Source organism: Stenotrophomonas sp. YJH_SMC_138 (assembly GCF_059369855.1).
The window spans coordinates 38,233-64,546 of sequence record NZ_JCAFTB010000010.1; the positions used below are offsets into that span (position 1 = coordinate 38,233).

General features: G+C 66.7%; 20 protein-coding genes and 1 pseudogene. 13 read left to right on the plus strand and 8 right to left on the minus strand.

Annotated elements, in window-relative coordinates; all coding sequences use genetic code 11:
• Positions 1–10 precede the first annotated feature (10 nt).
• From AC5P7I_RS18260 to AC5P7I_RS18275, 4 genes are all read left to right on the plus strand, one after another.
• Positions 11–1,102, plus strand: coding sequence for an OmpA family protein (locus AC5P7I_RS18260; RefSeq protein WP_014646072.1), 1,092 nt, complete (start codon positions 11–13; stop codon positions 1,100–1,102).
• Between the two features lie 218 nt (positions 1,103–1,320).
• Positions 1,321–1,827 carry a hypothetical protein gene (locus AC5P7I_RS18265; protein ID WP_014646073.1) on the plus strand — a complete coding sequence of 169 codons (507 nt, stop codon included), beginning with the start codon at positions 1,321–1,323 and terminating at the stop codon, positions 1,825–1,827.
• Positions 1,828–1,847: 20 nt separating this feature from the next.
• Positions 1,848–2,654 (plus strand): pseudouridine synthase, encoded by an 807-nt coding sequence (locus AC5P7I_RS18270; RefSeq protein WP_425604940.1) that lies wholly within the window; start codon positions 1,848–1,850, stop codon positions 2,652–2,654.
• Positions 2,655–2,739: 85 nt separating this feature from the next.
• Complete coding sequence (locus AC5P7I_RS18275) at positions 2,740–3,075, plus strand: hypothetical protein (RefSeq protein WP_005415439.1); 336 nt, start codon at positions 2,740–2,742, stop codon at positions 3,073–3,075.
• Between the two features lie 161 nt (positions 3,076–3,236).
• Here the strand turns inward: AC5P7I_RS18275 and kbl are convergent, their stop codons facing one another.
• Positions 3,237–4,445, minus strand: coding sequence for a glycine C-acetyltransferase (kbl, locus tag AC5P7I_RS18280; RefSeq protein ID WP_041863091.1), 1,209 nt, complete (start codon positions 4,443–4,445; stop codon positions 3,237–3,239).
• Positions 4,446–4,646: 201 nt separating this feature from the next.
• Between kbl and AC5P7I_RS18285 the strand changes: the two genes are divergently transcribed.
• Complete coding sequence (locus AC5P7I_RS18285; RefSeq protein ID WP_014646076.1) at positions 4,647–5,342, plus strand: TorF family putative porin; 696 nt, start codon at positions 4,647–4,649, stop codon at positions 5,340–5,342.
• A gap of 185 nt (positions 5,343–5,527) precedes the next feature.
• Here the strand turns inward: AC5P7I_RS18285 and tdh are convergent, their stop codons facing one another.
• A complete protein-coding gene (gene tdh, locus AC5P7I_RS18290; protein ID WP_032955954.1) occupies positions 5,528–6,550 on the minus strand; it encodes an L-threonine 3-dehydrogenase in 1,023 nt (340 codons plus the stop codon).
• A gap of 478 nt (positions 6,551–7,028) precedes the next feature.
• Between tdh and AC5P7I_RS18295 the strand changes: the two genes are divergently transcribed.
• From AC5P7I_RS18295 to AC5P7I_RS18325, 7 genes are all read left to right on the plus strand, one after another.
• The gene (locus tag AC5P7I_RS18295) at positions 7,029–9,194 is read left to right on the plus strand and encodes a S46 family peptidase (RefSeq protein WP_046429104.1); all 2,166 of its coding nucleotides are present in this window, start codon (positions 7,029–7,031) and stop codon (positions 9,192–9,194) included.
• A 199-nt stretch (positions 9,195–9,393) separates the two neighbouring features.
• Entirely contained in the window at positions 9,394–10,038 is a 645-nt protein-coding gene (locus AC5P7I_RS18300) for a histidine phosphatase family protein (RefSeq protein WP_262088323.1), read from the plus strand.
• Positions 10,039–10,079: 41 nt separating this feature from the next.
• Positions 10,080–11,351 carry a bifunctional tetrahydrofolate synthase/dihydrofolate synthase gene (gene folC / locus AC5P7I_RS18305; RefSeq protein WP_262088322.1) on the plus strand — a complete coding sequence of 424 codons (1,272 nt, stop codon included), beginning with the start codon at positions 10,080–10,082 and terminating at the stop codon, positions 11,349–11,351.
• An 80-nt stretch (positions 11,352–11,431) separates the two neighbouring features.
• Positions 11,432–12,460, plus strand: a complete 1,029-nt coding sequence (locus tag AC5P7I_RS18310; RefSeq protein ID WP_262088321.1) for an SPOR domain-containing protein — start codon at positions 11,432–11,434, stop codon at positions 12,458–12,460.
• Positions 12,461–12,506: 46 nt separating this feature from the next.
• The gene (locus tag AC5P7I_RS18315; RefSeq protein WP_262088320.1) at positions 12,507–13,286 is read left to right on the plus strand and encodes a CvpA family protein; all 780 of its coding nucleotides are present in this window, start codon (positions 12,507–12,509) and stop codon (positions 13,284–13,286) included.
• A gap of 30 nt (positions 13,287–13,316) precedes the next feature.
• On the plus strand, positions 13,317–14,783 hold the full coding sequence (gene purF, locus AC5P7I_RS18320; RefSeq protein WP_005408246.1) for an amidophosphoribosyltransferase: 1,467 nt from the start codon (positions 13,317–13,319) through the stop codon (positions 14,781–14,783).
• A 9-nt stretch (positions 14,784–14,792) separates the two neighbouring features.
• Complete coding sequence (locus AC5P7I_RS18325; protein WP_049407161.1) at positions 14,793–15,617, plus strand: ferritin-like domain-containing protein; 825 nt, start codon at positions 14,793–14,795, stop codon at positions 15,615–15,617.
• Positions 15,618–15,684: 67 nt separating this feature from the next.
• Here the strand turns inward: AC5P7I_RS18325 and AC5P7I_RS18330 are convergent.
• Positions 15,685–17,141, minus strand: a pseudogene (locus tag AC5P7I_RS18330) (T6SS phospholipase effector Tle1-like catalytic domain-containing protein).
• 225 nt (positions 17,142–17,366) lie between these two features.
• On the opposite strand from AC5P7I_RS18330, the gene AC5P7I_RS18335 reads away from it, so the two are divergent.
• A complete protein-coding gene (locus AC5P7I_RS18335) occupies positions 17,367–18,620 on the plus strand; it encodes a zinc-dependent metalloprotease (RefSeq protein WP_262088317.1) in 1,254 nt (417 codons plus the stop codon).
• Between the two features lie 91 nt (positions 18,621–18,711).
• Here AC5P7I_RS18335 and lpxH read toward each other — a convergent pair whose 3' ends face one another.
• The 5 genes from lpxH to ppx all read right to left on the minus strand — a co-directional run bounded on the left by lpxH (position 18,712) and on the right by ppx (position 26,155).
• Positions 18,712–19,458 carry a UDP-2,3-diacylglucosamine diphosphatase gene (gene lpxH / locus AC5P7I_RS18340; protein WP_032955937.1) on the minus strand — a complete coding sequence of 249 codons (747 nt, stop codon included), beginning with the start codon at positions 19,456–19,458 and terminating at the stop codon, positions 18,712–18,714.
• 93 nt (positions 19,459–19,551) lie between these two features.
• Positions 19,552–20,091, minus strand: a complete 540-nt coding sequence (locus AC5P7I_RS18345; RefSeq protein ID WP_032955935.1) for a phosphatase PAP2 family protein — start codon at positions 20,089–20,091, stop codon at positions 19,552–19,554.
• Entirely contained in the window at positions 20,072–21,217 is a 1,146-nt protein-coding gene (locus AC5P7I_RS18350) for a glycosyltransferase family 4 protein (RefSeq protein ID WP_049407510.1), read from the minus strand. Before AC5P7I_RS18350 ends, AC5P7I_RS18345 begins: the two co-directional genes overlap by 20 nt.
• Before the next feature lie 169 nt (positions 21,218–21,386).
• Positions 21,387–24,311, minus strand: coding sequence for a TonB-dependent receptor domain-containing protein (locus tag AC5P7I_RS18355; RefSeq protein ID WP_032955931.1), 2,925 nt, complete (start codon positions 24,309–24,311; stop codon positions 21,387–21,389).
• A gap of 317 nt (positions 24,312–24,628) precedes the next feature.
• Entirely contained in the window at positions 24,629–26,155 is a 1,527-nt protein-coding gene (gene ppx / locus AC5P7I_RS18360; RefSeq protein WP_032955928.1) for an exopolyphosphatase, read from the minus strand.
• Between the last annotated feature and the right edge of the window lie 159 nt (positions 26,156–26,314).

Genomic DNA, 26,314 nt, shown 5'->3' on the forward strand with positions numbered 1-26,314 from the left:
GCTGTACTCAATGAACAAGAAGATCCTTACTGCCGCGCTGCTGGGCGGCCTGGCTTTCGCCCAGGCAGCTTCGGCGCAGGAGTTCGATGACCGCTGGTACCTGACCGGTTCGGCCGGCTTCAACTTCCAGGACAGCGACCGTCTGACCAATGACGCTCCGTTCGTGACCCTGGGCCTGGGTAAGTTCATCAGCCCGAACTGGTCGCTGGACGGTGAACTGAACTACCAGAACCCGAACTTCGACAGCAACCAGGACCTGAACTGGTCGCAGTACGGCGTCTCGCTGGACCTGCGTCGCCACTTCATCAAGGAAGGCCGCGGCTGGAACCCGTACATCGTCGGTGGCCTGGGCTACCAGAAGTCGGAAGAAGAGTACGCTGCAATCGACAACAACGGTCCGCGCCAGCGTAAGGACGGCAACGTTGCCGCCAAGCTGGGCGTCGGCCTGCAGACCACCTTCGAGAAGCGTGTTGCTGTCCGCGCCGAAGTGGCCTACCGCGCTGACTTCGACGACCAGAGCATCGCCGCCAAGGACGAGAGCTGGTTCGGCGACGTGCTGGCTTCGGTCGGCGTCGTGATCCCGCTGGGCCCGGCTCCGGTCGCGGCTGCTCCGGCTCCGGCTCCGGTTGCCCCGAGCTGCGCCGACCTGGATGACGACGGTGACGGCGTCAACAACTGCGACGACAAGTGCCCGAACTCGCAGCCGGGTCAGACCATCGGTCCGGACGGTTGCCCGGTTCCGGTCTCCATCGACCTGAAGGGCGTCAACTTCGACTTCGACAAGTCGAACCTGCGTCCGGACGCCGTGGCGATCCTGAGCGAAGCCACCGAGATCCTGAAGCGTTACCCGGATCTGCGCGTTGAAGTTGCCGGTCACACCGACTCGAAGGGTACCGACGCTTACAACCAGAAGCTGTCGGAGCGTCGCGCCACCGCCGTGTACAACTACCTGACCAAGAACGGCGTCGACGCCGGTCGCCTGGTCGGCCCGATCGGCTACGGCGAGAGCCGTCCGATTGCTCCGAACACCAACCCGGATGGTTCGGACAACCCGGAAGGTCGCGCCAAGAACCGTCGTACCGAGCTGAACGTCCAGAACTAAGTTCTGACGCTCTGCCAGTAGGACACAGCAGGACCCGGCTTCGGCCGGGTCTTGTTGTTTCTGCGGTCCGGAACCCGGCGTTTCAGGCGCGGGAGTAACCGTTCGTCGGGATTTTGCCCATAAAACCAATGAGTTGCCGTATTCATTGCAAGTGGCGCTTGAAAGCTGTCGCGGCATTGCTAAACTCGCCGCGTCACTTCCTTTCCTGGATGCCCTTCATGCTGCGCTCTGCATCGGCCGCCTTCCTGGCGCTGGCCCTGGTTCCCGCCGCCCACGCTGCGGTCGATTGCTCGGTCAACACCAGCGCCTCGCCGCTGCCGTTGCCGGCCACGACCATCGCGCCGGTGGCCGACGAGCTCTACATCCGTGGCAACCAGTTGGGCATGCCGGCCGGCGTGCTGAGCAGCAACTACGATCCGTCGCAGTCGCTGGACCAGGTGCTGCAGCGCCTGCGCATCGATGGGTGCCAGAACATCGCCAAGGCCATTCCGAGCGCACCGGCGGTGAAGCCGAACGATCCGGCGGCCTACAAGCCGCAGACCGAATTCGACAACACGCCCTGGCGCTTCGACATGAGCCAGAACGGCAAGCGCATGACCGCCGAAGAGTTCGACGCCTGGATGAAGGCGCGTGGCGTGCGTGTGGTCAAGGCGCGTCCGGCTCCGGCCGCCACTCCGGCTGCGGCCGAAGCACCGGCTGAGACCAAGCCGGTCGACAAGAAGTAAGCGCGGCGGGGAGCAGAGGCTTGCGCACGCGCCGCCCACCTGCTGCCCCCGCTGCCCGCTCCCACGCACCGCGTGGGCGTGCGGTTCCGGATGTCTCCAATGGCGTGCGCCACGGCCTGGCGCGCGTGCTGTCCAAGGCCGGCGTGTGCTCACGCAGCGAGGCCGCGCGCTGGATTGCCGAGGGCCGCGTGCGCGTGTCCGGCCGCATCATCCGTGATCCCGAGTTCCCGATTGCCAGTCCGCACCCGCCGATCGAAGTCGATGGCCGGCCGATGGATGCGCCGCAGCGGCTGTACCTGGTGCTCAACAAGCCGCGCGGCGTGGTGACCACGGCGCAGGACGAGCGTGGTCGCGACACGGTGTATCGCTGCTTCGATGGTGCCGGCCTGCCGTGGATCGCGCCGGTCGGGCGCCTGGACAAGGCCAGCGAAGGGCTGTTGTTGTTCAGCAATGATCCGCAGTGGGCGGCGCGCCTGACCGATCCGGAGACCGGCCCACAGAAGACCTATCACGTGCAGGTGGATCGTCTTCCCGATGAGGACACCCTGGCCGCGCTGCGCGCCGGTGTCGAGGACGAGGGCGAGTTCCTCGTCGCCCAGGCCGTGCGCGTACTGCGCAGTGGCGACAAGACCGCATGGCTGGAGGTGGTCCTCGACGAGGGACGCAACCGCCATATCCGCCGCCTGTTGGCGGCCTTCGACCTGCAGGTGCTGCGCCTGGTCCGGGTCGCGATCGGTGGGCTGGTGCTCGGCGATCTCGGCAAGGGGCAATGGCGGGTGCTGGAGGTCAGCGACCAGCAGCGGCTGGGGGCCGCTGCACCGGGCTGATCATCGCCCGCGGCCGGCAGTCGCCGGCCACCGTTCCAGGCGTAGGGGGCGCCTGGTTGCTGAATTTCCCGAACGGAGCCTGCCCATGTACCACCCGACCCTCAACCAAACCCTGCGCTGCGCAGGCCTGCTGCTGCCGATGGTGCTGCTGGCCGCCTGTGGCGGCCACAAGAAGGTGGCCAAGGCGGAAACGCCTGCCGAGACCCCGGTGGTGGAAGTGAAGACCCCGGAGCTGGATGGTCGCGGCAGTTACCGCTTCCTGATGAGCAACGGCGACAAGAAGATGACCGCCGATGAGTTCGATGCCTGGATGAAGGCCAACGGCATCCGCGTTGCCAAGGGCAACGGCCAGGACGCCGCCGCCAAGCCGGTAGTGGTGGCCAGCAAGGAAGAGCCGAAGGGCAAGAAGAAAAAGAAGTGACGCCTGGCGGTGCCGACCCTGGCCGGCACGCCCTCAGGCCACGGCGGGTGCCGACCGTGGTCGGCAGCCATCCAGCCCGGTAGGTGCCGACCTTGGTCGGCACGCTTTGACCAGCGGGGTCAGGGCCTTTTCCGCAGGAAAGGGATCCGACCCCGGCATGATCAGCCCTTGACCACGCCCAGTTCGACACCAATGCGGGTGAACGCATCGATCGCGCGATCCAGGTGCTCGCGGCTGTGCGCGGCGCTGATCTGGGTCCGGATGCGGGCCTGGCCCTTGGGCACCACCGGGAAGAAGAAACCGATCGCGTAGATGCCTTCTTCCAGCAGGCGCTCGGCGAATTTCTGCGCCAACGGTGCGTCATACAGCATTACCGGGCTGATCGGATGCACGCCCGGCTTCACGTCGAAACCGGCGGCGGTCATCTTCTCGCGGAAGTAGGCGGTGTTCTCGGCCAGCGTGCTGCGAAGGTCGTCAGCGGCAGCCAGCATTTCGAACGCCTTGATGCCGGCGGCCACCACATGCGGCGGCAGCGAGTTGGAGAACAGGTACGGGCGCGAGCGCTGGCGCAGCAGTTCGATCACCTCGGCGCTGGCGCAGGTGAAGCCGCCCAGTGCGCCGCCCATGGCCTTGCCCAGAGTGCCGGTGATGATGTCGATCTTCTCCAGCACGCCCTTGACCTCGGCCGAACCACGGCCGGTAGCGCCAAGGAAGCCGGTGGCGTGGCATTCGTCGATGTGCACCAGCGCGTTGTACTTCTTCGCCAGCGCGGTGATCTCGTCCAGCGGCGCGATGAAGCCGTCCATCGAGAACACGCCATCGGTGGTGATCAGCTTGGTCTTGCAGCCTGCGGCATCGGCGGCCTGCAGCTGGGCTTCCAGATCGGCCATGTCGCAGTTGGCGTAGCGGAAGCGCTTGGCCTTGCACAGGCGCACGCCGTCGATGATCGAAGCATGGTTCAGCGCGTCGGAAATGATCGCGTCGTTCTCGCCGAGTAGCGGCTCGAACAGGCCACCGTTGGCATCGAAGCAGGCCGCGTACAGGATGGTGTCCTGCTTGCCGAAGAAATCGGCGATCTGCTTCTCCAGCTGCTTGTGCAGGTCCTGGGTGCCGCAGATGAAGCGCACCGAGGCCATGCCGAAGCCGTGGGTATCCAGTGCGTCCTTGGCGGCCTGGATCAGGTCCGGATGGTCGGCCAGGCCCAGGTAGTTGTTGGCACAGAAGTTCAGCACCTTGCGGCCGTCGTCGAGGGTGATCTCGGCCGATTGCGGGCTGGTGATGATCCGCTCGGACTTGAACAGGCCCTGGGCGCGGATGGCGTCCAGTTCCTCGGCGTAGTGGCGGGTCAGGGCGGAGGAGACGTCGGTCATGGCGTGGGCACGGCTCTGAACGGGGAAACCGCTGATTCTACCGGGCATCGCCGGTCATCAACCGGGCTGGATGGGGCATCGCCATGGGCAGCGCATGTTGCATCGCAATAGCAAAGTGGTTAAGAATTCGTGAACCGGAGCTGTCGCGCTCCGGCTGCTCCCGCCTTCCACGCCACGCCACCGCCCCCACCGGAGACGCTCATGAAGCACGCCCGTGCCTGCCTCGCCATTGCCGCTGCCCTGACCCTGGCCGCCCCGTTCGCCGCCAGCGCGCAGGAGAACGAATCGCCGTACAGCTGGAATGTCACCGCCGTTTCCGACTACCTGTTCCGTGGCGTGTCGCAGACCGACGAGAAGCCGACCCTGCAGGCGGGCTTCACCTACACCTCGCCGGTGGGCCTGTATGCCGGTGTCTGGGGTTCGGGCGTGGACTTCGGTCCGGGCGATCCGAACACCGAGATCGACTACCAGATCGGCTACGGCGTGGACGTCACTTCGCGCGTCAACTTCGACGTGCTGCTGAACCGCTACACCTACCTCGGTGCCAGCCACCAGAACTACAACGAGCTGGTGACCACCACCACGCTCGACGACACCTACAAGCTGACCGTGGCCTACACCAACGACCAGTGGAACAGCGGCACCGATGGCTGGTACTACGGCTTGGGCGGCAGCTGGGGCCTGCCGAAGGACTTCACGCTGAATGCCAACGTCGGTCGCAGCACCTTCGAGGACGGCATCGCCAAGGACTATACCGACTGGAACGTCGGCGTCAGCCGCCAGTTCGGCCTGTTCAACGTCGGCCTGGGCTACTACGGCACCGACGGCAATGGACGCGAGAACTCGGGCAAGCTGGCCCACAGCCGGGTGCTGCTGACCGTGGCCGTGGGCAAGTAACGCCGCAGGCGTTACGGTAGGTGCCAAGCTTGCCTGGCACGCATTGCGAAAAAGGCGCCCATCGGGCGCCTTTTTCAGTTCCGCGGTGTTCTTGATCCCATCTGGGGAAGAGCCCCCTTGTTGTTCAAGGGGGCGCGCCAAAGGCGCGGGGATAAGGAAACATGCGGGGGAATTGACCCTTCGGGTCAGTTCCAGCTGAGCACGACCTTGCCGGCCTTGCCTTCTTCCATCAGGTCGAAGCCCTTCTGGAACTCGTCGATCGGCAGCTGGTGGGTCATCACCTTGCCGAGCGGGAAGCCGGACAGCACCAGCTGGGTCATCTTGTACCAGGTCTCGTACATCTTGCGGCCGTAGATGCCCTGCACGGTCAGGCCCTTGAAGATGATCTTGTCCCAGTCGCAGCCGGCGCCCTTGGGCATGATGCCGAGCATGGCGATCTTGCCGCCGTGGTACATGCAGTCGAGCATGTCGTTGAACGCGCGCGGGTTGCCGCTCATTTCCAGGCCCACGTCGAAGCCCTCCATGTGCAGCTCCTTCATCACGTCCTTCAGCGACTGGTTGGCGACGTTGACCACGCGGGTGGCGCCCATGTCGGCGGCCAGCTTCAGGCGGAAGTCGTTGACGTCGGTCACCACCACGTTGCGCGCACCGATGTGCTTGCAGATGCCGGCGGCGATGATGCCGATCGGACCGGCGCCGGTGATCAGCACGTCTTCGCCGATCACGTCGAATTCCAGCGCGCAGTGTGCGGCATTGCCGTACGGGTCGAAGAACGCGGCCAGTTCCGACGGGATCTGGTCCGGAATCGGCCACAGGTTGCTGGCCGGCATCACCATGTATTCGGCGAAGGCGCCGTTGACGTTGACGCCGATGCCGACGGTGTTCGGGCACAGGTGTGGGCGGCCGCCACGGCAGTTGCGGCAATGGCCGCAGACGATGTGACCTTCGGCCGAGACGCGCTGGCCGATCTCATAGCCGGTCACCGCCGAACCGAGCGCGGCAATGCGGCCGACGAACTCATGGCCGATGGTCAGGCCCGGCTTGATGGTGCGCTGGCTCCACTCGTCCCACAGGTAGATGTGCAGGTCGGTGCCGCAGATCGCGGTCTTTTCCAGCTTGATCAGGACCTCGTTCGGGCCTGGGGTCGGCACCGGAACTTCTTCCAGCCAGATGCCCTTGGCCGCTTCGCGCTTGACCAGGGCCTTCATCGTTTGCTGCGCCATCGGGGTGGAACTCATCAGGGGGAAAGCGCGGATTATAGGGTGCCGCGCGGATTTCCCATGTTGCGCTGCGGGTGCAATGGCGGAACGAAAGGCGTGCGCCGACGGGCGTTTCGAACGTGCTGCAAACAGCAGCGCCTCCTTGATTCCTGGGGAGGGGGCGTGGTCACCCTGGCCGGGACACGCAAAAGCCCATCCATGGTGCTCGATGGCGCCTTGCTCGTGCGCGCTATCCTGCGCACACGGCAAGACCGGGGTTGGGCGTCCTGCCCAACCCGCCAGTCGCATGCGCCCGGCCCATGGCGCCAACGGTCCCGGCCAGGGTGACCACGCCTCCTCTGGACGATTCCATGTGCGCGGCCGATGTGCGCATGGCAGAGCAAGAAGTAGGCCCATGACTTCCGGGGTTCGGGCCGGGGCAGGGCGGCGGGCTACAATCGAGGGTTCCACTACCAGGGGCTGCTCCATGCGCTCGAACCTGCTTGCATTCTCCATCGTCGCCAGCCTCGGGCTGGCCCAGGTCGCCCATGCCGCTGAAGGCATGTGGGTGCCGCAGCAGCTGCCGGAAATCGCCGGTCCGTTGCAGAAGGCCGGCCTGAAGCTGTCGCCGGAGCAGCTGTCCAACCTCACCGGCGACCCGATGGGCGCGGTCGTCGCCCTCGGCGGCTGCACCGCCAGCTTCGTGTCGCCGCAGGGCCTGGTGGTCACCAACCACCACTGCGCCTACGGTGCGATCCAGCTGAATTCGACCGCCGAGAAGAACCTGATCAAGGACGGCTTCAACGCGCCGAAGCACAGCGATGAACTGAGCGCCGGCCCGAACGCCCGCGTCTACGTGCTCGACCAGATCACCGACGTCACCGCCCAGGCCAAGGCCGCCATTGCCGCCGCCGGCAACGACCCGCTGGCCCGCAGCCGTGCGCTGGACGCCTTCGACAAGGCCCAGGTCGCCGCGTGTGAAGCCGAGGACGGCTTCCGCTGCCGCCTGTACACCTTCTCCGGCGGCAACACCTACCGACTGTTCCGCAACATGGAAATCAAGGACGTGCGCCTGGTCTACGCGCCCCCGGGCAGCGTCGGCAAGTACGGCGGCGACGTCGACAACTGGATGTGGCCGCGCCACACCGGCGACTTCTCGTTCTACCGCGCCTACGTCGGCAAGGACGGCAAGCCGGCCGCATTCTCGGCCGACAACGTGCCGTACCAGCCCAAGCACTTCCTGAAGTTCACCGACCAGCCGCTGGGCGCCGGTGACTTCGTGATGGTGGCAGGCTATCCGGGCCGCACCAACCGCTACGCGCTGGCCGGTGAGTTCAACGAAACCGCCAGCTGGACCTACCCGACCATCGCCAGGCACTACAACGCAGTGTTGAAGATGATCGATGAGGCGGGCAAGGCCGACGCCGACGTCAAGGTGAAGTACGCCGCCACCGCGGCCAGCATGAACAACGTGGCCAAGAACTACGCCGGCCAGCTGGAAGGCTTCAAGCGCATCGACGCTGCTGGCCAGAAGCAGGCTGAAGAAGCCGCCGTGCTGGCCTGGCTGAAGAAGCAGGGCGCCGCCGGCAAGCCGGCCCTGGCCGCACACGCGCAGCTGGTCAAGCACCTGGATACCAGCAAGGCGACCCGCGAGCGCGATCTGTTCGTCGGCCAGTTCAACAACACCTCGGCGGTCAACGCCGCCATCGGCCTGTACCGCCTGTCGATCGAGCGCACCAAGCCGGACGCCGAGCGCGAGGTCGGCTACCAGCAGCGCGACCTGCCGACCCTGGAAGGCGGCCTGAAGCAGATGGATCGCCGCTATGTGGCGAAGATGGACCAGCAGCTGCAGACCTACTGGCTGGACCAGTACGTCGCCCTGCCGGCCGCGCAGCGCAACAACGACGTGCTGAACACCTGGCTGGGCGGCAGCGATGCCAGCGCGGTCAAGGCACTGGTGAGCAAGCTGTCGGGCACTGAGCTGGGCAGCCTGGATGCACGCCTGAAGTGGTTCAAGGCCGACCGCGCCGCGTTCGAAGCCAGCACCGATCCGGCCATCCAGTACGCGGTGGCGATCATGCCGTCGCTGCTGAAGCAGGAAGAGCAGAAGAAGATCCGCGAAGGCGAGTCGCTGACCGCACGTCCGCTGTACCTGCAGGCACTGGCTGACTACAAGAAGAGCCAGGGCGAGTTCGTGTACCCGGATGCCAACCTGTCGCTGCGCATCACTTTCGGCAACGTGATGGGCTATGAGCCCAGGGACGGCGTGGCCTACACCCCGTTCACCACGCTGGAGGGCATCGTCGCCAAGGACACCGGCGTCGATCCGTTCGATGCGCCCAAGGCCCTGCTCGACGCGGTCAAGGCCAAGCGCTACGGCGGCCTGGAAGACAAGCGCGTGGGCTCGGTGCCGGTGAACTTCCTGTCCAACCTGGACATCACCGGTGGCAACTCGGGTTCACCGGTGCTGGACGCCAACGGCAAGCTGGTCGGCCTGGCCTTCGACGGCAACTGGGAATCGGTCAGCTCCAACTGGGTGTTCGACCCGGTGATGACCCGCATGATCGCGGTCGACAGCCGCTACATGCAGTGGATCATGCAGGAAGTGGCGCCGGCGCCGGCGCTGCTGAAGGAACTGAACCTGGCGAAATAAACCCGTTGCGGTAGTGCCGGCCGCTGGCCGGCAACCCCGACCAGATAGCCGGAGTTTCCAAAACCCCGCGATCCACGTCGCGGGGTTTTTTCATGCCCGGCACGGCCCGGTGCGCCGAACGGGTATCATCCCTGTTCCGCGCACTTCACAGGATGTGAACGAAACGCGGAACCTCCTCCCCCCAGGACCCCTTGCACGCATGCGCATCCTGCTTGCCCGCCACGGCGAAACGCCGTGGAACGCCGAAGGCCGCTACCAGGGCCAGATCGACATCCCGCTTTCGCCGATCGGTGAAGCCCAGGCCCAGGCCCTGGGCGCCCGCTTGGCCTCGGTGGACATCACCCGTGCCGTCGCCTCGCCGCTGTCACGCGCGCAGCGCACCGCGCAGCTGGCACTCGGTGCCGCCCGTGCCGACATGTTGCTGACCGAGCCGGAGCTGCAGGAAATCGCCCACGGCGAGTGGGAAGGCCTGCTGGCCAGCGAAATCAACGAAAAGGACCCGTCGCGCCTGAAGGCGTGGCGCGAGGAGCCGGACACCGTGCTGATGCCCGGCGGTGAATCGCTGCGCCTGGTGCTGGAGCGCAGTTGGCGCGGCCTGGCCCGCGCCAGCGAAGGCCTCGGCGAGCACGACACCCTGCTGGTGGTCGCCCATGACGCGGTCAACCGCGTGATCCTGTGCAAGGTGCTGGGCCTGCCGATCTCCCGCCTGTGGACCTTCCGCCAGGCGCCGACCACGCTCAACCTGCTCGAAGGCGCCGACCTGGACAGCCTGGAAGTGGTGCGCCTGAACGACTGTGCCCACCACACGCCGTTCTTCGGCGAAGCCAAGCACCGCGCACTCTGATCCATCCCCTCGCATCAACTGCTTCTGCTGGAACCGCTGCCGTGACGAACACCCCGACCACCCTGGCCGACTGGCTGGACTACCTTGAACGCCAGCACCCGGCGACCATCGACATGGGCCTGGAGCGCGTGCGCGCCGTGGCTACGGCGATGGGCCTGGGGGCGCCGGCCCAGCGCACCATCGTGGTCGGTGGCACCAACGGCAAGGGCTCCACCGTGGCCTTCATCGAAGCCATCGCGCGTGCTGCCGGCTGGAAGGTCGGCGCGTACACCTCGCCGCACCTGCTGCGCTACAACGAGCGCGTGCGCATCGACGGCCACGATGTGGAGGATGCGGCGCTGGTCGCCGCCTTCAACACCATCGAGGCCGCGCGTGGCGATATCACGCTGACCTATTTCGAGTACGGCACGCTGGCCGCGCTGCAGCTGTTCGCGGACGCCGGGCTGGACCTGGCGGTGCTGGAAGTGGGCCTGGGCGGTCGCCTGGATGCGGTCAACATCGTCGACGCTGACGTGGCGGTGATCACCACCGTGGACATCGACCATGCCGAATGGCTGGGCGGGGACCGCGAAGCGATCGGCACCGAGAAGGCCGGCATCATCCGTGGCTGGAAGCCGGTGATCCTGGGCGAGACCGACCCGCCGTCGAGCGTGCTCGCACGTGCCTACCTGGTCGGCGCCAACGCGATCCGCGGCGGCAGCGATTATTTCTACGAACCAATCGATGCCCAGCGCTGGCGCTGGCGCGATGTCGGCCTGCGCATGGAACTGCCGACCCCGGCGCTGGCCGGCCCGATCCAGCTGGCCAACGCGGGTGCCGCCATCGCTGCGCTGCGCGCGCTGGACAAGCCGGTGCCGCGTGCGGCGTGGGCTGCTGGTGTCGCGGCGGCGCGCATCTCTGGCCGCCTGCAGGCGTTCGAGCGTGACGGGGTGCAGGTCCGTGTCGATGTCGGGCACAACCCGCAGGCGGCGGGCCAGCTGGCGCGCGCGCTGAAGGCCGAAGCGTCGGCCGGGCGCACCCTGGCGGTGTACGCCGCGCTGCAGGACAAGGACGCGGTGGGCGTTGTGCAGGCGCTGCAGGACGTGGTCGGCGAGTGGACCCTGGCCGGACTGGACGGCCCGCGCGGGCAGAGTGCTGCCCAGTTGCAGACCCGCCTGGCCGGTACGGCGGCGGCCAAGGCCCAGCGCGCTGATACTGTCGAGCAGGCGCTGGCACAGGTACTGGCCCAGGCCGGGCGCGGTGACCGCGTACTGGTGTTCGGCTCCTTCCATACCGCCGCTGCCGCGCTGCAATGGTTGCAGGGCGCCGCCTGATCCGCGTTCAGCCAATGCCGACGCCGTCCGGTCCGGCACCCGTATAATCGACCGCAACCTCCGGACAGTTGCCGCCTCACGTGGATACGCCTCTGAAACAGCGTCTGATTGGTGCCATCGTGCTGGTGGCGCTGGCCGTGATTTTCCTGCCGATGCTGGTCAAGGGACCGGCGCCGGACAGCGGTGTGGCCTCGGTGCCGATCGCCGCGCCGGACGCACCGGCCGATGGCCAGTTCGAAACCCGTGAGCTGCCGCTGGTTGCTCCGGCCGGTGGAGCCACCGGCCTGCAGACCGGGCAGGCCAAGCCGCTGCAGGAGACGGCCGCGCCGGCTACGCCGCCGACCGTGGACACGTCTCCGGCGGTTGCCGCCGGCAACTTCGCCGTCACGTTTGGCGCCTACGGCAGCAAGGCCGACGCCGATGCGGTGATCGCCTACCTGCAGCGCTCGCAGCTGCCAGGCTTCGCCGAAACCACCACCATCAGCGGGCGCCAGGCGTGGCGTGTGCGTGTCGGGCCGTATGCCGACCGTGCCCAGGCCGAAGCCGCGCGCCTGCAGGCGGTCAAGATCCGCGCCGATGTGAAGGCAGAAGTCATCACCCTGGATGCGGCGGCAGGCAGCAGTGCGGCGGTTGCCGCCACGCCGGCGCCGACCACCAGCACCCCGGCCGCGGCCACCACGCCGTCGGCCACCAGCAACCCGGTGCGCAGCGAAAGCCTGCCGCCAAGCACGCCGACGGCGACCACCAAACCAGAGCCGCCCAAGCCGGCACCGAAGCCCGAGGCTCGGAAGCCGGACGCCAAGCCCGAGCCGAAGCCGGAGGCTGCCGCCAGCAAGCCGGCCCCTGCCACGCCGACAGCACCGGCGGCCAGTGGCGTCGGCTTCGCCGTGCAGTTGGGCGCGTTCGGCCAGGCCAACGATGCCAACGCGCTGCGCGACAAGGTCCGCGCCGCCGGCTTCAGTGCTTTCGTCGAGCAGGTACGCACTGAAAAGGGCACGCTGCATCGCGTCCGCGTCGGACCGGTGGCCAACCGCGCTGACGCCGAGCAGCTGAAGGCGCAGGTCGCCGCCAAGGTCGGCGTGGCCGGCATGGTCCGACCGCACCCATGATCCACGCGCAGGCCCGTTGCCAGCGCCGCCGAAGGAGCGGGGCGCCATGATCGACGTGGTGCTGCTGATCGTGATCGCCGCCTCGACCCTGCTCGGGATGCTGCGTGGCTTTGTTGGAATCGTCATCGGCACGCTGTCGTGGCTGCTGGCCGCGTGGGCGGCCTTCGCCTTCGGCAACGATGCGGCACGCTGGTGGGCGGCCCCGGCCGCACCCGGCGGCGAGCATTTCGTTGGCGGCTACCTGGGCGTGGGCATTGGCGTGATGATCGTGGTCGCGGTGATCGGCATGGTCATCAAGGCGATGATCCATCGCAGCATGCTGACCAGCCTGGACCGGTTGCTGGGCGGCGTGCTGGGCACCGTGCGTGGCGGCCTGATCGCGGCGATCCTGGTGCTGCTGGCCGGCTTCACCCCGCTGACCGCCGAACCGTCCTGGAAGCGCTCGGCGGTCCGCCCGGTGCTGAACCCGGCCGTGGCCTGGATGAACGGGAAGCTGCCGCACTGGCAGGTGCCCGGCGCCGACCTGCTGCCCAAGACCTTGCCGACCGACATGCTGTCCCCATCTGCATTGATGGAGCTGGGGAAGAGCGCAGGCGCCGATCTGGGAAAGCCGGGCGCGGCAGGCGATAATGGCATCCTCAACCAGGTAGTGGCGGGCAGCGGATGGCTGCGGCCCGCGAAAGCGGAACAGGGCGACGCATACGATCCGGCCGAAGTGCGCCCGGACGCCCCAGCACTGCCAGACAGTATCGAGCCGGGCGATCCGGCCAATGTCGACCGCAGGCGCGGCGACCACCGCGGCCAGGTACGGCCACCTTCCTTGTAACTGGGCACAGCCCAGCGGAGACTTCGCACCATGTGTGGCATCGTCGGAATCGTCGGCAACCAGAACGTCGCCGGGCAGTTGTATGACGGCTTGACCGTTCTCCAGCATCGCGGCCAGGATGCCGCGGGCATCGCCACGGCCAATGGCAGCCGCCTGCGGGTGCAGAAGGCCACCGGCCTGGTCCGCGATGTGTTCGATGCACGTACCATGTCCACCCTGGAAGGCAGCGTCGGCATCGCCCATGTGCGCTACCCGACGGCCGGCTCGGAAGGCATGGACGAGGCGCAGCCGTTCTACGTCAACTCGCCGTACGGCATCGCGCTGGCCCACAACGGCAACCTGATCAACACCGAGGCGCTGCGCCAGCAGGTGTTCGAGCAGGACCGCCGCAACGTCAACACCGATTCGGACAGCGAAGTGCTGTTGAACGTGTTCGCCTATGAGCTGGAACAGCAGCGCCAGCTGAGCCCGGAAGCCGCGATCCGCGCGGTGGCTGGCGTGCACCGCCGCTGCAAGGGCGGCTATGCGGTGGTCAGCGTGGTGCTGGGCCTGGGCCTGGTGGCCTTCCGCGACCCGCACGGCATCCGTCCGTTGGTGCTGGGCAAGCGCAGCCATGCCGAGGGCGACGAGTACATCGTGGCCTCCGAGTCGGCCGCGCTGGACGTGCTGGGCTTCCAGCGGGTGCGCGATGTGCAGCCGGGCGAAGCCCTGGTGATCACCGCCCGCGGCGAGCTGTTCTCGGAAATCTGCGCCGAGCCTGCCGAGCACACCCCGTGCATCTTCGAGTACGTGTACTTCGCGCGTCCGGATTCGATGATCGACAACGTCTCGGTGCACAAGGCGCGCATGCGCATGGGCATCAAGCTGGGCGAGAAGATCCTGCGCCTGCGCCCGGACCACGATATCGACACCATCATCCCGATCCCGGATACCTCGCGTGATGCCGCGCTGGAGATCTCCAACGTGCTCGGGGTGAAGTATCGCGAAGGCTTCATCAAGAACCGCTACATCGGCCGCACCTTCATCATGCCGGGCCAGGGCGAACGCGTGAAGTCGGTGCGCCGCAAGCTCAACCCGATCCACCTGGAGTTCCGCAACCGCGTGGTGCTGCTGGTGGACGACTCGATCGTGCGTGGCACCACCAGCCAGCAGATCGTGCAGATGGCTCGTGATGCGGGCGCGCGCAAGGTCTACCTGGCCAGCGCGGCACCGCCGGTGCGCTACCCGAACATCTACGGCATCGACATGCCGGCGGCCGAAGAGCTGGTCGCGCACAACCGCACCGTGGAAGAGATCGAGGCCCACCTGGGCTGCGACTGGCTGATCTACCAGGATCTGGAGGACATGGAAGCGGCGGTGAGCGAGGGCAACCCGGCGCTGCGCAACTTCGATTCGTCCTGCTTCAACGGCCACTACCCGACGGGTATCGAGCCGGGCTACTTCGAGCGCATCCAGCAGCTGCGTTCGGACGACGCCAAGCACAAGCGCCGCGCCTGAGGTCCAGGCGTGGTCGATGTACCCGACGTTGGTGGCGACCTGCTGCGCGCGGCGCAGCGGTGCCTGGCCGAAGCCGACCCGCTGCGCAAGGTCGCGTTGACCCAGGCGTATGCCGCCGCGTTCCGTGCCGGCCGCCTGAAGGTGGCTGCCGATGCGCCGCCGCCGGAACCGATCCGCATGCCTGGCCGGCCGGCACGGCTGGTGCTGGTGCATCCGCGCGAAGTGCCCCGGCGCGGGCTGGGCGGCGTGGAAGGACGCGCCGCCTTCATCCACGCCATCGCCCACATCGAACTCAACGCGATCGACCTGGCCTGGGATGCGGTGTACCGCTTCCGCGGCCTGCCGCCAGCGTTCCATGCCGACTGGGTCAGTTGTGCCGACGACGAATCGCGGCACTTCATGCTGCTGCGCGAGCGCCTGCAGGCGCATGGCCACGACTACGCCGATTTCCCCGCGCACAACGGCCTGTGGGAAATGTGCGAAAAGACCGCGCATGACGGCCTGGCGCGCATGGCCCTGGTACCGCGCGTGCTGGAAGCGCGCGGCCTGGACGTGACACCGGGCATGATCGAGAAGCTGCGCAATGTCGGTGATGGTGAAACCGCCGACGTACTGGAAGTGATCCTGCGCGAGGAAGTGGCGCACGTTGCCGCCGGTTCGCGCTGGTACCGCTGGTACTGCGATCGCGCCGGCGTCGAGCCGCGTGCGCGCTTCAAGGCGCTGCTGGTGGAATACGCCGGCGGCTACCTGCACGGGCCGTTCAACATCGAAGCGCGCCTGCTGGCCGGCTTCGACGCCGACGAGCTCGCCAACCTGGTCGAACAGGCCGGTTGAACAAAAGGGGACGGAGGGGATTAAGTCGTTTGTGCCACAAACGACTTAATCCCCTCCGTCCCCTTTTTCATGCGTTGGGCAGCACCACGCGCTTGCCATCCACGGTGGGCCGGTTGATGTAGAACAGGCCGGGACCGGGCCGGTAGGGCAGTTCGCTGACGCCGGCATCGGCGGCATAGGTCAGGGCGGTGTCGCCCAGCGCGTCGAAATTCCAGTGCGCCGACTGCATCAGGTAGCGTCGGCGCAGCAGCGCCTCCTGGGTCTGGGTCAACGCCTGCCCTGCCACCAGCCGCCGTGCGATCGGTTGCAGGGCCGACGGCAGTTCCCAGCCGGGAACTTCGGCAGCGCTGGCGCGCCAGGTCACACCGGCATCGATGGCATGCTGCTGCATCACCTGCAGCGCGATCAACTGGTAGCGCCAGTCGATGCGCCGCCGCAGTACCACGGCGGCAGTCACGTACAGCACCGGGGACAGCAGCACGCTGCGGCTGCCGGCGCGGCGCTGCTGCTGCCACTGGTGCCAGACATCCACCCACACTTCCTTTTCGTCCACGCCCAGCTGCTGCCGCCAGCGTTCGGCATCGGCCTGCGTTTCAGCGTAAGCCGTGGTGGCCTGCAGCATCGCCAGCGGGGGAATCTGGTAGTCGGCAACGGCGGGGCGGCGCAGCTGCTGGCGACGTGGGCGGCTGAGCAGCTTGGGGCCTTCCTCCAGCTGGTTGTAGCCTCCGCCGATGTTGGCGTGCACGCCGGGCAAAGCGATCTCGGTGAACGGCGGTGCCACCGTGGTCAGCGGATAGTGCTGGCGATGCTCGTCGCGCGCGGTCAACTGCACCACGCGTGCAGCGATGCCACTGGACAGGGCAAGCTGCGGTTGTTCGTCGGCGCGGCCACCACTGACCGCAGCCACGGTATCGAACAGGCCGATGAATCGCAGCACCGGAAGGGCAGGGGCGAAGTCCGGCGTACAGACCAGGCCGGACGACTGCAGCAGTTGCCGCCAACGCGTGGTATCCCAGCCCTGCAGCTGGTTGGCGATATCACGTGCGGCGGCAGCGCCTCGAGAGAACCCGAACAGATCCAGCTGCACGCGACGCAGCGGTTGCCGCCAACGCGTGGACAGTTCTGCAAGCGCAGCCGGCAGCACCACCTGCAGCGCGCGCTGCACCTTTGCGCGGACGCCGCTGGCGCCGATACCGAACGCCAGTCCGATCAGGTCGTCGTCGGCGTCATCGCGGGTACCGACACCTTCCACGTAGATCGACACGAAGGCGTGGCCATCGCATCGCGGCGGCTGTCCGGGTACAGCTGCTGCAGGCGTGCGATGTTGGTCAGGCCGTTGTCGTAGCTGCTGGTCAGCCGGCTCTGGTAGGTCGAATCATCATCCGCACGCAGCTGCGCCGGGCGCGGTCGCGGCTGCTGTGGTCGACCACGCGCGAGGTTGTGCGCGTTGTTGCGGGTGCCATCGAAGAACAGGCCGATCCGCAGCAAGCCGACATCTTCGTCCGTGCCCTGCGATGGTGCCATGTGCATTCCCCGTCGTGGCTGCGTCACGGTAGCGCGAAAGTGGTGTGTTGGCGAAGTGTAGTGACGCTTTTGACCTGACTGAACGCAGATGCGGTCGATCACAAATCCTGACTTTCACTCCACTCGCCTATTGAATTCACACGAGCCGCGCAGGCCATATGGCCAAACCCGGCAAACCGGGTCGTGCTGCATCAACGCTGTTCACATCATTCAAGGAGCGACGCAATGTTGTCCAGATCGATTGGCAAAGCGGCAGGTGGCCTGGTGTTGGGTTTGTCGGTGGCGGCGGCCGCGCATGCGGCACCGTTGTTCGAGCCGGTGACGGTCATCAGCCGCGCATCGGCAAACAGTGAGCCCGCGCTGGGCAAGCTGCTGGCCACCCCGTCCACCGCGACGGTACAGGAAGTGCGCGTTGATGCAGCCGCGACTGCACAGCCGCAGCTGGAATTCGAACTGCTCGGCCAGCGCGTGCAGGCCGTGCGCAGCAAGGTTGAAGCGCTGCCCGATGGCGGCAGCATCTGGTATGGCCAGTTCCGTTCGCCCTCGGACAAGCTGACCGCGGCCACCTCCAACGGCCAGGACGACCCCGGCAATTCGCTGATCCTGGTGCGCTCGGGCGATACCATCACCGGCTCGATCCGCAAGGATGGAAAGCTGTACCGCCTGCGCCCGCTGGGCAACCGCCACGTGCTTGTGGAAGTGGACGAGTCGCGGATGCCGGCCGACCATCCGGCCGATTACAACCAGCTGCCGAAGGTCCCGATGGGCAACAACGATCGCCTCGGCATCGCGCAGGCGTCGTCCGGCACGCCGGCCACCATCCGCGTGCTGGTGGTGGCGACCAATGCCGCCGTCGCCGCCTATGGCGGCAACATGCAGTCACTGGTGCAGCTGGCCGTGGCCGAATCGAACCAGGGCTATGTCAACAGCAACGTCGGCATCACCATGGAACTGGCCCGCTACGAGACCACCAGCTACACCGAATCGGGCAGCTTCGATACCGACCTGGCGCGTTTCCGTGGCACCAGCGATGGCTACATGGACAGCATCCACACCAGCCGGAATACCTACACGGCTGATGTGGGCGTGCTGCTGATCAACAACACCGCCTACTGCGGCCTGGCCTCGGGCATCGGCTCGACGGCGTCGACCGCGTTCGCGGCCGTGTACTGGGATTGCGCGACCGGCTATTACTCGTTCGCGCACGAGATCGGCCATCTGCAGAGTGCGCGGCATGACATCGCCACCGACTCGAGCACCTCGCCCTATGCCTATGGCCACGGCTACCGCTACGAGCCGGCCACCGGCACCGGCTGGCGCACGATCATGGCCTACAACTGCACCCGCAGCTGCCCGCGCCTGAACTACTGGTCCAACCCCAACATCAGCTACAACGGCATCCCGATGGGCAACGCCAGCACCGCCGACAACCAGCGCGTGCTGGTCAACACCAAGGCCACCATCGCGGCCTTCCGCTGACACTGTCCAGGCGCCGACCAAGGCCGGCGTCTACCCGGGCGCATGCACCTGCTCTGGTAGATGCCAACCTTGGTTGGCACCTTGCGATCCGTTATTCGCGCGCGAGCGTATCCAGCGTCCAGCCGCTGGCATCCACGCGCAGCACCGAACCCTGTTCGTACCAGTCACCCAGCACGATGCGGGTGCGCTCGCGACCACCGGCCTGCAGCGTGTGGATCGCCGGCCGATGGGTATGGCCATGGATCATGGTGTCCACGCCATGGCGCACGAAGGTGGCATCGACTTCGGCAGGGGCCACGTCGGTCACCGACTCGAACTGCGCACGATCGTCCTGCTTCATCTCGGACTGGCGCGCCTGGCTGGCTTCGCGCGCCTTCTGCGCGAACGCGATGCGTGCGGCCAGCGGCTGCGACAGGAACTGCGCCTGGAATACCGGGTCGCGCGTCTGTGCACGGAACTGCTGGTAGGGAATGTCATCGGTGCACAGCAGGTCACCGTGCTGCAGCAGCACCGCGCGGCCGTACAGTTCGATCATGCACGGGTCGGGCAGGATGCGCAGGCCGGCACGGCGCGCGTAGTCCTCACCGAGCAGGAAGTCGCGGTTGCCGCGGATGAAGTACACCGGCACGCCGCTGTCGGACAGCACCTTCAACGCATCGGCCACCGTGTCGGCGGCGGGCGAGGGCGTGTCGTCGCCGATCCAGGCCTCGAACAGGTCGCCGAGGATGTACAGCGCATCGGCGCCGGGCGCCTGCTCGCGCAGGAAGCGCAGGAACAGGTCGGTGATCTCCGGACGGCTGGGGTCCAGGTGCAGGTCGGAAATGAACAGCGTGGTCATGCCCGCATTCTAGGCCATCAATGATGATGGTGGCGCCGCCGGTATTGTGGGGGTCAGATCTCTTTTCCGAAGGAAAAGGATCTGACCCCGGGGCTATACCGGCAGCGGCAGCCAGGTCAGGCTGGCCGAAGCCAGCACGATGGCGATGGCGGTGGCTGCCAGCACATCGGAAGGATAGTGCAGGCCCAGGACCACCCGCGACAGTGCAACGCCACAGGTGAACGGCACCAGCAGCGGCGCCAGCCACGGGTAGTAGGCCAGTGCCACGATGGTGAACGACACCGCATGCAGGGTGTGTCCGGAGGGGAAACTGAACTCGTCCAGCGGCGCCACCCAGGCGCGGATGCGCAGGTCGGCCGCGTAGGGCCGCGGGCGCCGGGTCCAGCGCTTGAGGACCTTGTACAGCAGCAGCGCGGCCAGGCCCGTGGCGGCCATGTGCACCGAGGCGCGCAGGCCGTCGAAGCCGTCCAGCACCACCAGCGCGGCCATCAGCACGTACCAGAACACGCCATCGCCGAGCCGGCTGATGACCGCGAACAGGCGACGCACGCGGCGCCGCCGGCAGTAGTGGTTTGCGCGTCGGCACCAGCGTGCTTCGCGCCCGGCCAGCAGCTCAAGCGGCGTAGTGCGCATGGCCGTTCCTCCGCGACTGTGCCAGTTCGGCCAGCAGCGCATCGAACTCGGCCACCACCTGTTGTGGATGCAGGCGCTTCATCGCCCGTGCGGCATTGCCGCCCAGTTCGCGGCGCTGCGCGTCATCGGCGGCCAGTCGCACGGCGGCCTCGATGAACTGATCGTCGCTGTCCACGGCTGCGCCGTTCTCGCCATTGCGCAGGTACTCGCGCGCGGCGCCGTAGTCGAAGGCCACGGTGGCCACACCGCTGGCCATGCTTTCCAGGGTCACGTTGCCGAACGTCTCGCTGCGGCTGGGGAACAGGAACAGATCGCCGCTGGCGAAGTGCCGGGCCAGCGCATCGCCGCGCTGGATGCCACAGAAGATGAAGTCGGGGTTTTCATGTGCCAGCTTCTCGCGGGCCGGGCCATCTCCGACCCACACGAAGCGTGCCTTGGGCCGGATCTGCTGCAGCCGGCGGAATGCCTTCACTGCCAGGCCGAGGTTCTTTTCAGCAGCGATGCGGCCGACATAGATCGCCACCAGGCCGTTGCCATCCACGCCCCATTCCTCGCGCAGCGCGGGATCGCGCCGTCCAGGATCGAACTGCTGGCTGTCCACCGCGCGGGCCAGCAGGCGCACGCGCTCGAAGCCCTGTTCGCCGAGGAACTGCTGCAGCTCGCGGGTCGGCACCAGGGTGGCATCGGCCTGGTTGTGGAAACGGCGCATCCAGCGCATGGCTGCGGCCTGCAGCCACGCCACGCCGTAGTCGGGCAGGTACTCGTCGAAGCGGGTGTGGAAGCCGCTGGCGACCGGAATGCCGAGGCGGCGCGCAGTGCGCAGTGCCGACCAGCCGAGCGGACCTTCGGTGGCGATGTAGACCGCATCCGGGCGTTGTTTCTGCCAATGGCGGCCCAGCCGGATCGGCGCCGGCAGTCCGAAACGCAGGCCGGGGTAGCGGGGCAGGGCGGCGCCGGGAACCAGCAAGGTGCCGGGTGCCGAATCCAGCGCTTCGCTGGACTGGCGGGGGCGGACCAGGTCGATCTCGTGCCCGGCTGCGCGCAGACCTTGTTCCAGCCCCTGCACGGTGAGGGCGACGCCGTTCACTTCCGGTGGATAGGTCTCGGTGACGATGGCATAGCGCATGGCGGGCCTCCGGGTTTCCGGCATGCTCGGGCCTGGCGATGTAGCCGACATGACCGCTTTGCGACCATCAGATGACGGTGGCGCCGGCCAGCGCCTGGGCGCGGCGGCCAATAAAAAACCACGGCCCCGAAGGGCCGTGGTCGTCATGCTTCCGTCACAGCGCGATGGATCAGAAGCGCTGCTGGTACTTCATGTAGATGAAGCGGCCGATATCGTAACCACCGTAGTACGAGAAGGCCGAGTTCGGCTTGCTGTACATGACCGGGCCGGTCTTCTCGAACACGTTGTTGGCACCGACCGACACGGTGGCGTCCCACGGCAGCGAGTAACGCACCTGCACGTCGTGGAAGGTGACCGCGCCGCGCTCGTTGTAGTTGCGTGCGCCCTTGTACCACGGTGCGTACACACCCGGATCCGAGCACTCGTCCGGGTACAGCGCGATGTTCGAGCAGGTTTCCTTCACGCCCGAATAGTAACGCGCGGTCCAGCTCGCGCCGAAGTTGCCCCGCTCGTAGCCCAGCACCAGGTTGGAACGGACGCGGAAAGCGCTGCCGATGCCGTTGGTGACGATCGGGACGATCGAGCTGTCGTTGGAGGTGCGGTAGGTCGCACTGGACACGTAGGTGGTGGCCGAGTTCACGTTGAACTTGCCGAACCGGGTGTCCAGACGGTAGCTCACGTCCAGATCGTAGCCTTCGGTTTCCATGAAGCCCGCGTTGCGGTTGCCGAACTTCAGGTTGGTCACGATGCCGGTCACCGGGTCACGCTGGAAGCGCGAACAGCGCGCGTCGATACCCGATTCGTAGCAGTCCTGCAGGATCTGGGTCGGCGTGTCGGCGATGATCGTGTTGTCGATGCGGATCTTCCACCAGTCCAGCGAGGCGTTGAAGCCCTGGATGAAGCTCGGGCTCCAGACCAGGCCCAGCGTCTTGCTGGTCGAGGTTTCCGGCGTCAGCAGCGGGTTCGACCCGGAGGTGAACGGCACCGGGGTCGCGTCCGTCGACGTGTTCACCGGGGTGCCACCCTGGCGCAGCTGGCGGAAGGTATTCGCATTGGCGATGTCGCGTGCGCAACGTGCACGGACTTCCGCGCTGGAGGCCGAGGAACCGAAGCGGGTGTCGCACGGATCGCTGAACTGCGCGAAGGTCTCCGAACCACCACCGAACAGGTCGCTGATGGTCGGTGCACGGAAGCCCTCGGCCCAGGTGCCACGCACCATCAGCGAGTCGATCGGCTTCCACTTGAAGCCGAACTTGCTGTTGAGCGTGTTGCCGAAGGTGTTGTAGTCCGAGAAGCGGGTTGCGCCATTAAAGGTCAGTTCCTTCGCGCCCGGCAGGTCGGCCAGCACCGGAACGTTCACTTCCAGGTAGGCCTCGTTGACGGTGTAGTCACCGCCGGTCGGGCCCGCGGCCAGGTTGGTGGTCGCGCCCGTCTGGGCCAGGGCATCCGGGGTGTACTTGCCTTCTTCCTTGCGGCTTTCCACGCCGAACGCGAAGCCCAGGTCGCCAGCCGGCAGGGTCACGATGCTGCCAGCGATGTTGGCAAAGAAGTTCTTGGAGGTGGTACGGCCCTTGGTGATCTCTTCCGGGAACAGCCACGCCTGCAGTTCTTCGTTGCCGTACAGGCCATCGGCAGCCGTCGTGCCGTACGGCACCAGCGGGTTCCACGGCTTGCACACGTCATAGGAGATCGGTGCAGCGGCGGTGCCGCACTGCACCTTGCCGGTGGCGGCGTTGTAGAACGACGGGCCGACGCCGCCGGCGACGCGACCCTTGTGCAGGTTGCCGGTCGCCACCGATTCCAGTTCATTGCGGTTGTACTGGTAACCCACTTCCCAGTCGAAGTAGCGGCTGCCGATCTCGAACGAACCGTCGAACGACGCCACCGCGCGGTAGGTCTTCAGCTCGCTGGTGGTCACGCGCGGCACTTCCCAGGTGCGGCGGTTCCATGCCACGGCGGTCGGGGTGGCATACCCGTGCTGGCGGCCGAACGGATTGAAGTAGCTGTTGATCGACATCGAGCCGACACCGGCGGTGCTCGACTGCAGCGGATAGCCCGCGATCTGGCGGGTGGACTCACGCTGGTTGTAGCCCAGCTCGGTGCGGAAGTTGACGTTGTCGGTGATCTTGAAGCGGCCGTCGAAATAGACCGAGTCGCGCTTGACCGGATACATCACGTGCATCTGGTCGTTGGCGTTGCTCACGTCACCGGTGAACGGCGTGCTATCGGTGAGGTGGTAATTGGCCGGGTTGGTGGGATCCGCGCCGCGGTTGAGGGAATAGCCGCAGCCCGCAGTGGCGGTACAGCCCGGGCCGCGCAGACCGGTGAACTGGCCGTACTGGCTGATCGTGGTCCAGTTGCTGCTGTCGTACGGATGGCGATCGGTCATGCCGTACTTGCTGAAGCCGCGATCGCGCGCCCACACGCCCTTCTCTTCGGCATGCTCGGCGGACAAGGTCAACGACACGCGATCGTTGCTCCAGCCGGCGACCACGTCGAAGCGGTCACGTGCGCCGTCGCCCTGGCTGTACTGGCCGTGATAGACGTTGGCGGTCACACCGGTGACATTGGAGCGGGTGATGATGTTCACCACGCCGGCCATGGCGTCGGAGCCATAGATCGCAGAGGCGCCGTCCTTCAGCACCTCGATGCGCTCCACGGCGGACACCGGCAGCGTGGAGATGTCCTGGTAGCCGGACGTGCTGATGCCCATGCGCTTGCCGTTGACCAGCACCAGCGTGCGCTGGGTGCCCAGGTTGCGCATGTCGATGTAGGTGCCACCCGCGTTTTCACCCGCGGTCAGCGCATTGGCGCGGCTGATGGTCGGGCTGCCCATCGCGGTGACGTTCTGCAGGATGTCGGCAACCGAGCTGAAGCCCTGCTTTTCGATGTCGTTGCGGCTGATCGCGAACACCGGCTGGGCGGTTTCCACGTCCACCTGGCGGATGCGCGAGCCGGTGATCTCGATGCGGTCGAGGTTGGTGGGCGTTGCGTTGCTGCCGTCCTGGGCAAACGCGGGCAGGGCGGCCAACGTTGCGGTGGTAGCCAGGGCATAGCGGATGGCCTGCCCCAGTGCGGTGGTGCGTGAAGTCATGGCGAGCTCTCTCTCTCAGGTCGTGCACAAGACGCCAAAGTGGGCGTCGAAGGAGCCAGCTGGGTTGATGACCGAGCCGGTGACCCGATAGTAGTCTCGTTAGTTAATGCTCTGTAAAGAGTTCGTATCGATTTATGTCACGGGACACTCCCATCCTTCACAAAACGTGAACAAAAGCAGGCGCTTACGTGAGAGGTGCGATACGCGATACGGTGCCGTCGTGATGCGAAGCAGCACAAAAAACCGCCAGACTGCGCAAAGTGGGGGTGCGAAGTGCGTCACTCCTGCTGTCCTGTGGACAACAGGCGACGGCGTATTCAGGCTACGAACGGACGGAACTGGATGCCCAGCCCGGCGATCCCGTCGGTCTCGCCGATCAGGTCGGCGCGCAGCAGCGGACGGGCATCGATGAACGCCTGCGGCACGATCAGCGACAGCCGGTTGTCGTCGGCGGTCAGTTCCAGCGCCGGCAGCGGGTCGTCCTCATGCGCGCGGTTGAGCAGCACCGCCAGCCGCAGCAGGGCCGCCAACCGGCGCGCGGTCAGCAGCAGTCGCTCGGGCAGGGCGTCGAAGGCGGTCTTGGTCACGCTGCGGCGATGGCTGCGCACCAGCGCGGCCAGCATCTGCTGTTCTTGGCGGGAGAAGCCGGCGATGTCCGAGTGCTCCAGCACGTAGCTGCCATGCACGTGGTAGCCGCTGTGGGCAATCATCAGGCCCAGTTCGTGCAGGCGTGCGGCCCAGCCGAGCATGCGCGCATCATCGGCATCGAGCTTCCAGCGTTCCTGCACCTGCTCCAGCAGTGACAGAGCAGTGTCCTGCACGCGGTCGGCCTGTACCGTATCGATACCGTAGCGCTGGCTGAGCGCGGCCACCGATTCATCGCGCAGGTCGTTCTCGCCGGCACGGCCGACGATGTCGTAGAGGATGCCCTCGCGCATCGCGGCCTTGCTGACCAGCAGCTTCTGCAGGCCAAGTGCCTGGAACGCCGCTTCCAGCACCAGGATGCCGCCGGCGATGATCGGGCGGCGGTCGCTGGACAGGCCCGGCAACTGGATGTCGTCGATCTTCTTGGCCTTCAGCAGCTCATCGCGCAGTTGCGGCAGGGCCTCGGCGGTGATCGCGCCCTTGCTCAGCTTCATCGTCGCGCAGATCTCGCTGATCGCCTTGTGCGTGCCCGAAGAGCCCAGCGCTTCCTGCCAGCCCAGCGCGCGGTACTTGCTGGCGAAGGGCTGGAACTCGCGGCCGATCTCGGCCAGCGCGTCCTTCCAGCGCTTCTTGCTGAGCTTGCCGCCGGGGAAGAAGCGCCGGGTGCTGGCGATGCAACCGGCCTGCAGGCTTTCACGCTCCAGGGTCTGCATGCCCATGCCGATGATGAATTCAGTGGAGCCGCCACCGATGTCGATCACCAGCCGGCGCTGGCCGGGCTTGGGGGGTTGCGCGTGGGCCACGCCCAGGTAGATCAGGCGGGCTTCTTCGCGGCCGCTGACCACTTCGATGGCATGCCCCAGTGCGGTTTCGGCCGGGACCAGGAACGACTGGGGAGAACGCAGCTGGCGCACCGTGTTGGTGGCCAGCGCGCGCACCCGATGCGGCGGCACATTGCGGATGCGCTGGCCGAAACGGGCCAGGCATTCCAGCGCGCGCTGCCGTGCGGCGGAAGACAGTCCGCCTTTGCCATCCAGCCCGTCGGCCATGCGCACCGTCTCGCGCAGGCGGTCGATCACCCGCAGCTGGCCGAGCGTGTAGCGCGCGATGACCATGTGGAAACTGTTGGAGCCAAGGTCGATGGCGGCCAGCAGGTCGCCATCCTGCAATGCGGGCGGAGTCGTGGAGGTATGCGGCATGGGCGAATGTTAGCCGAAGCGGCGGTGTGCTCGTCACCGCGCGGCCTTCACATTTTGGAAGGAGGCGTGCAGCAGGATTGCAAGGGGTCAGATCCCTTTCCCGCAGGAAAGGGATCTGACCCCGGGCGACCGCTGATCGAATCCCGACCAGCGGTCGGG

Coding starts and splice junctions, on each gene's coding strand:
- AC5P7I_RS18260 (WP_014646072.1), top strand. CDS start 11: ATGAACAAGAAGATCCTTACTGCCGCGCTGCTGGGCGGCCTGGCTTTC.
- AC5P7I_RS18265 (WP_014646073.1), top strand. CDS start 1,321: ATGCTGCGCTCTGCATCGGCCGCCTTCCTGGCGCTGGCCCTGGTTCCC.
- AC5P7I_RS18275 (WP_005415439.1), top strand. CDS start 2,740: ATGTACCACCCGACCCTCAACCAAACCCTGCGCTGCGCAGGCCTGCTG.
- kbl (WP_041863091.1), bottom strand. CDS start 4,445: ATGACCGACGTCTCCTCCGCCCTGACCCGCCACTACGCCGAGGAACTG.
- AC5P7I_RS18285 (WP_014646076.1), top strand. CDS start 4,647: ATGAAGCACGCCCGTGCCTGCCTCGCCATTGCCGCTGCCCTGACCCTG.
- tdh (WP_032955954.1), bottom strand. CDS start 6,550: ATGAAGGCCCTGGTCAAGCGCGAAGCGGCCAAGGGCATCTGGCTGGAA.
- AC5P7I_RS18295 (WP_046429104.1), top strand. CDS start 7,029: ATGCGCTCGAACCTGCTTGCATTCTCCATCGTCGCCAGCCTCGGGCTG.
- AC5P7I_RS18300 (WP_262088323.1), top strand. CDS start 9,394: ATGCGCATCCTGCTTGCCCGCCACGGCGAAACGCCGTGGAACGCCGAA.
- AC5P7I_RS18315 (WP_262088320.1), top strand. CDS start 12,507: ATGATCGACGTGGTGCTGCTGATCGTGATCGCCGCCTCGACCCTGCTC.
- purF (WP_005408246.1), top strand. CDS start 13,317: ATGTGTGGCATCGTCGGAATCGTCGGCAACCAGAACGTCGCCGGGCAG.
- AC5P7I_RS18335 (WP_262088317.1), top strand. CDS start 17,367: ATGTTGTCCAGATCGATTGGCAAAGCGGCAGGTGGCCTGGTGTTGGGT.
- lpxH (WP_032955937.1), bottom strand. CDS start 19,458: ATGACCACGCTGTTCATTTCCGACCTGCACCTGGACCCCAGCCGTCCG.
- AC5P7I_RS18345 (WP_032955935.1), bottom strand. CDS start 20,091: ATGCGCACTACGCCGCTTGAGCTGCTGGCCGGGCGCGAAGCACGCTGG.
- AC5P7I_RS18350 (WP_049407510.1), bottom strand. CDS start 21,217: ATGCGCTATGCCATCGTCACCGAGACCTATCCACCGGAAGTGAACGGC.
- AC5P7I_RS18355 (WP_032955931.1), bottom strand. CDS start 24,311: ATGACTTCACGCACCACCGCACTGGGGCAGGCCATCCGCTATGCCCTG.
- ppx (WP_032955928.1), bottom strand. CDS start 26,155: ATGCCGCATACCTCCACGACTCCGCCCGCATTGCAGGATGGCGACCTG.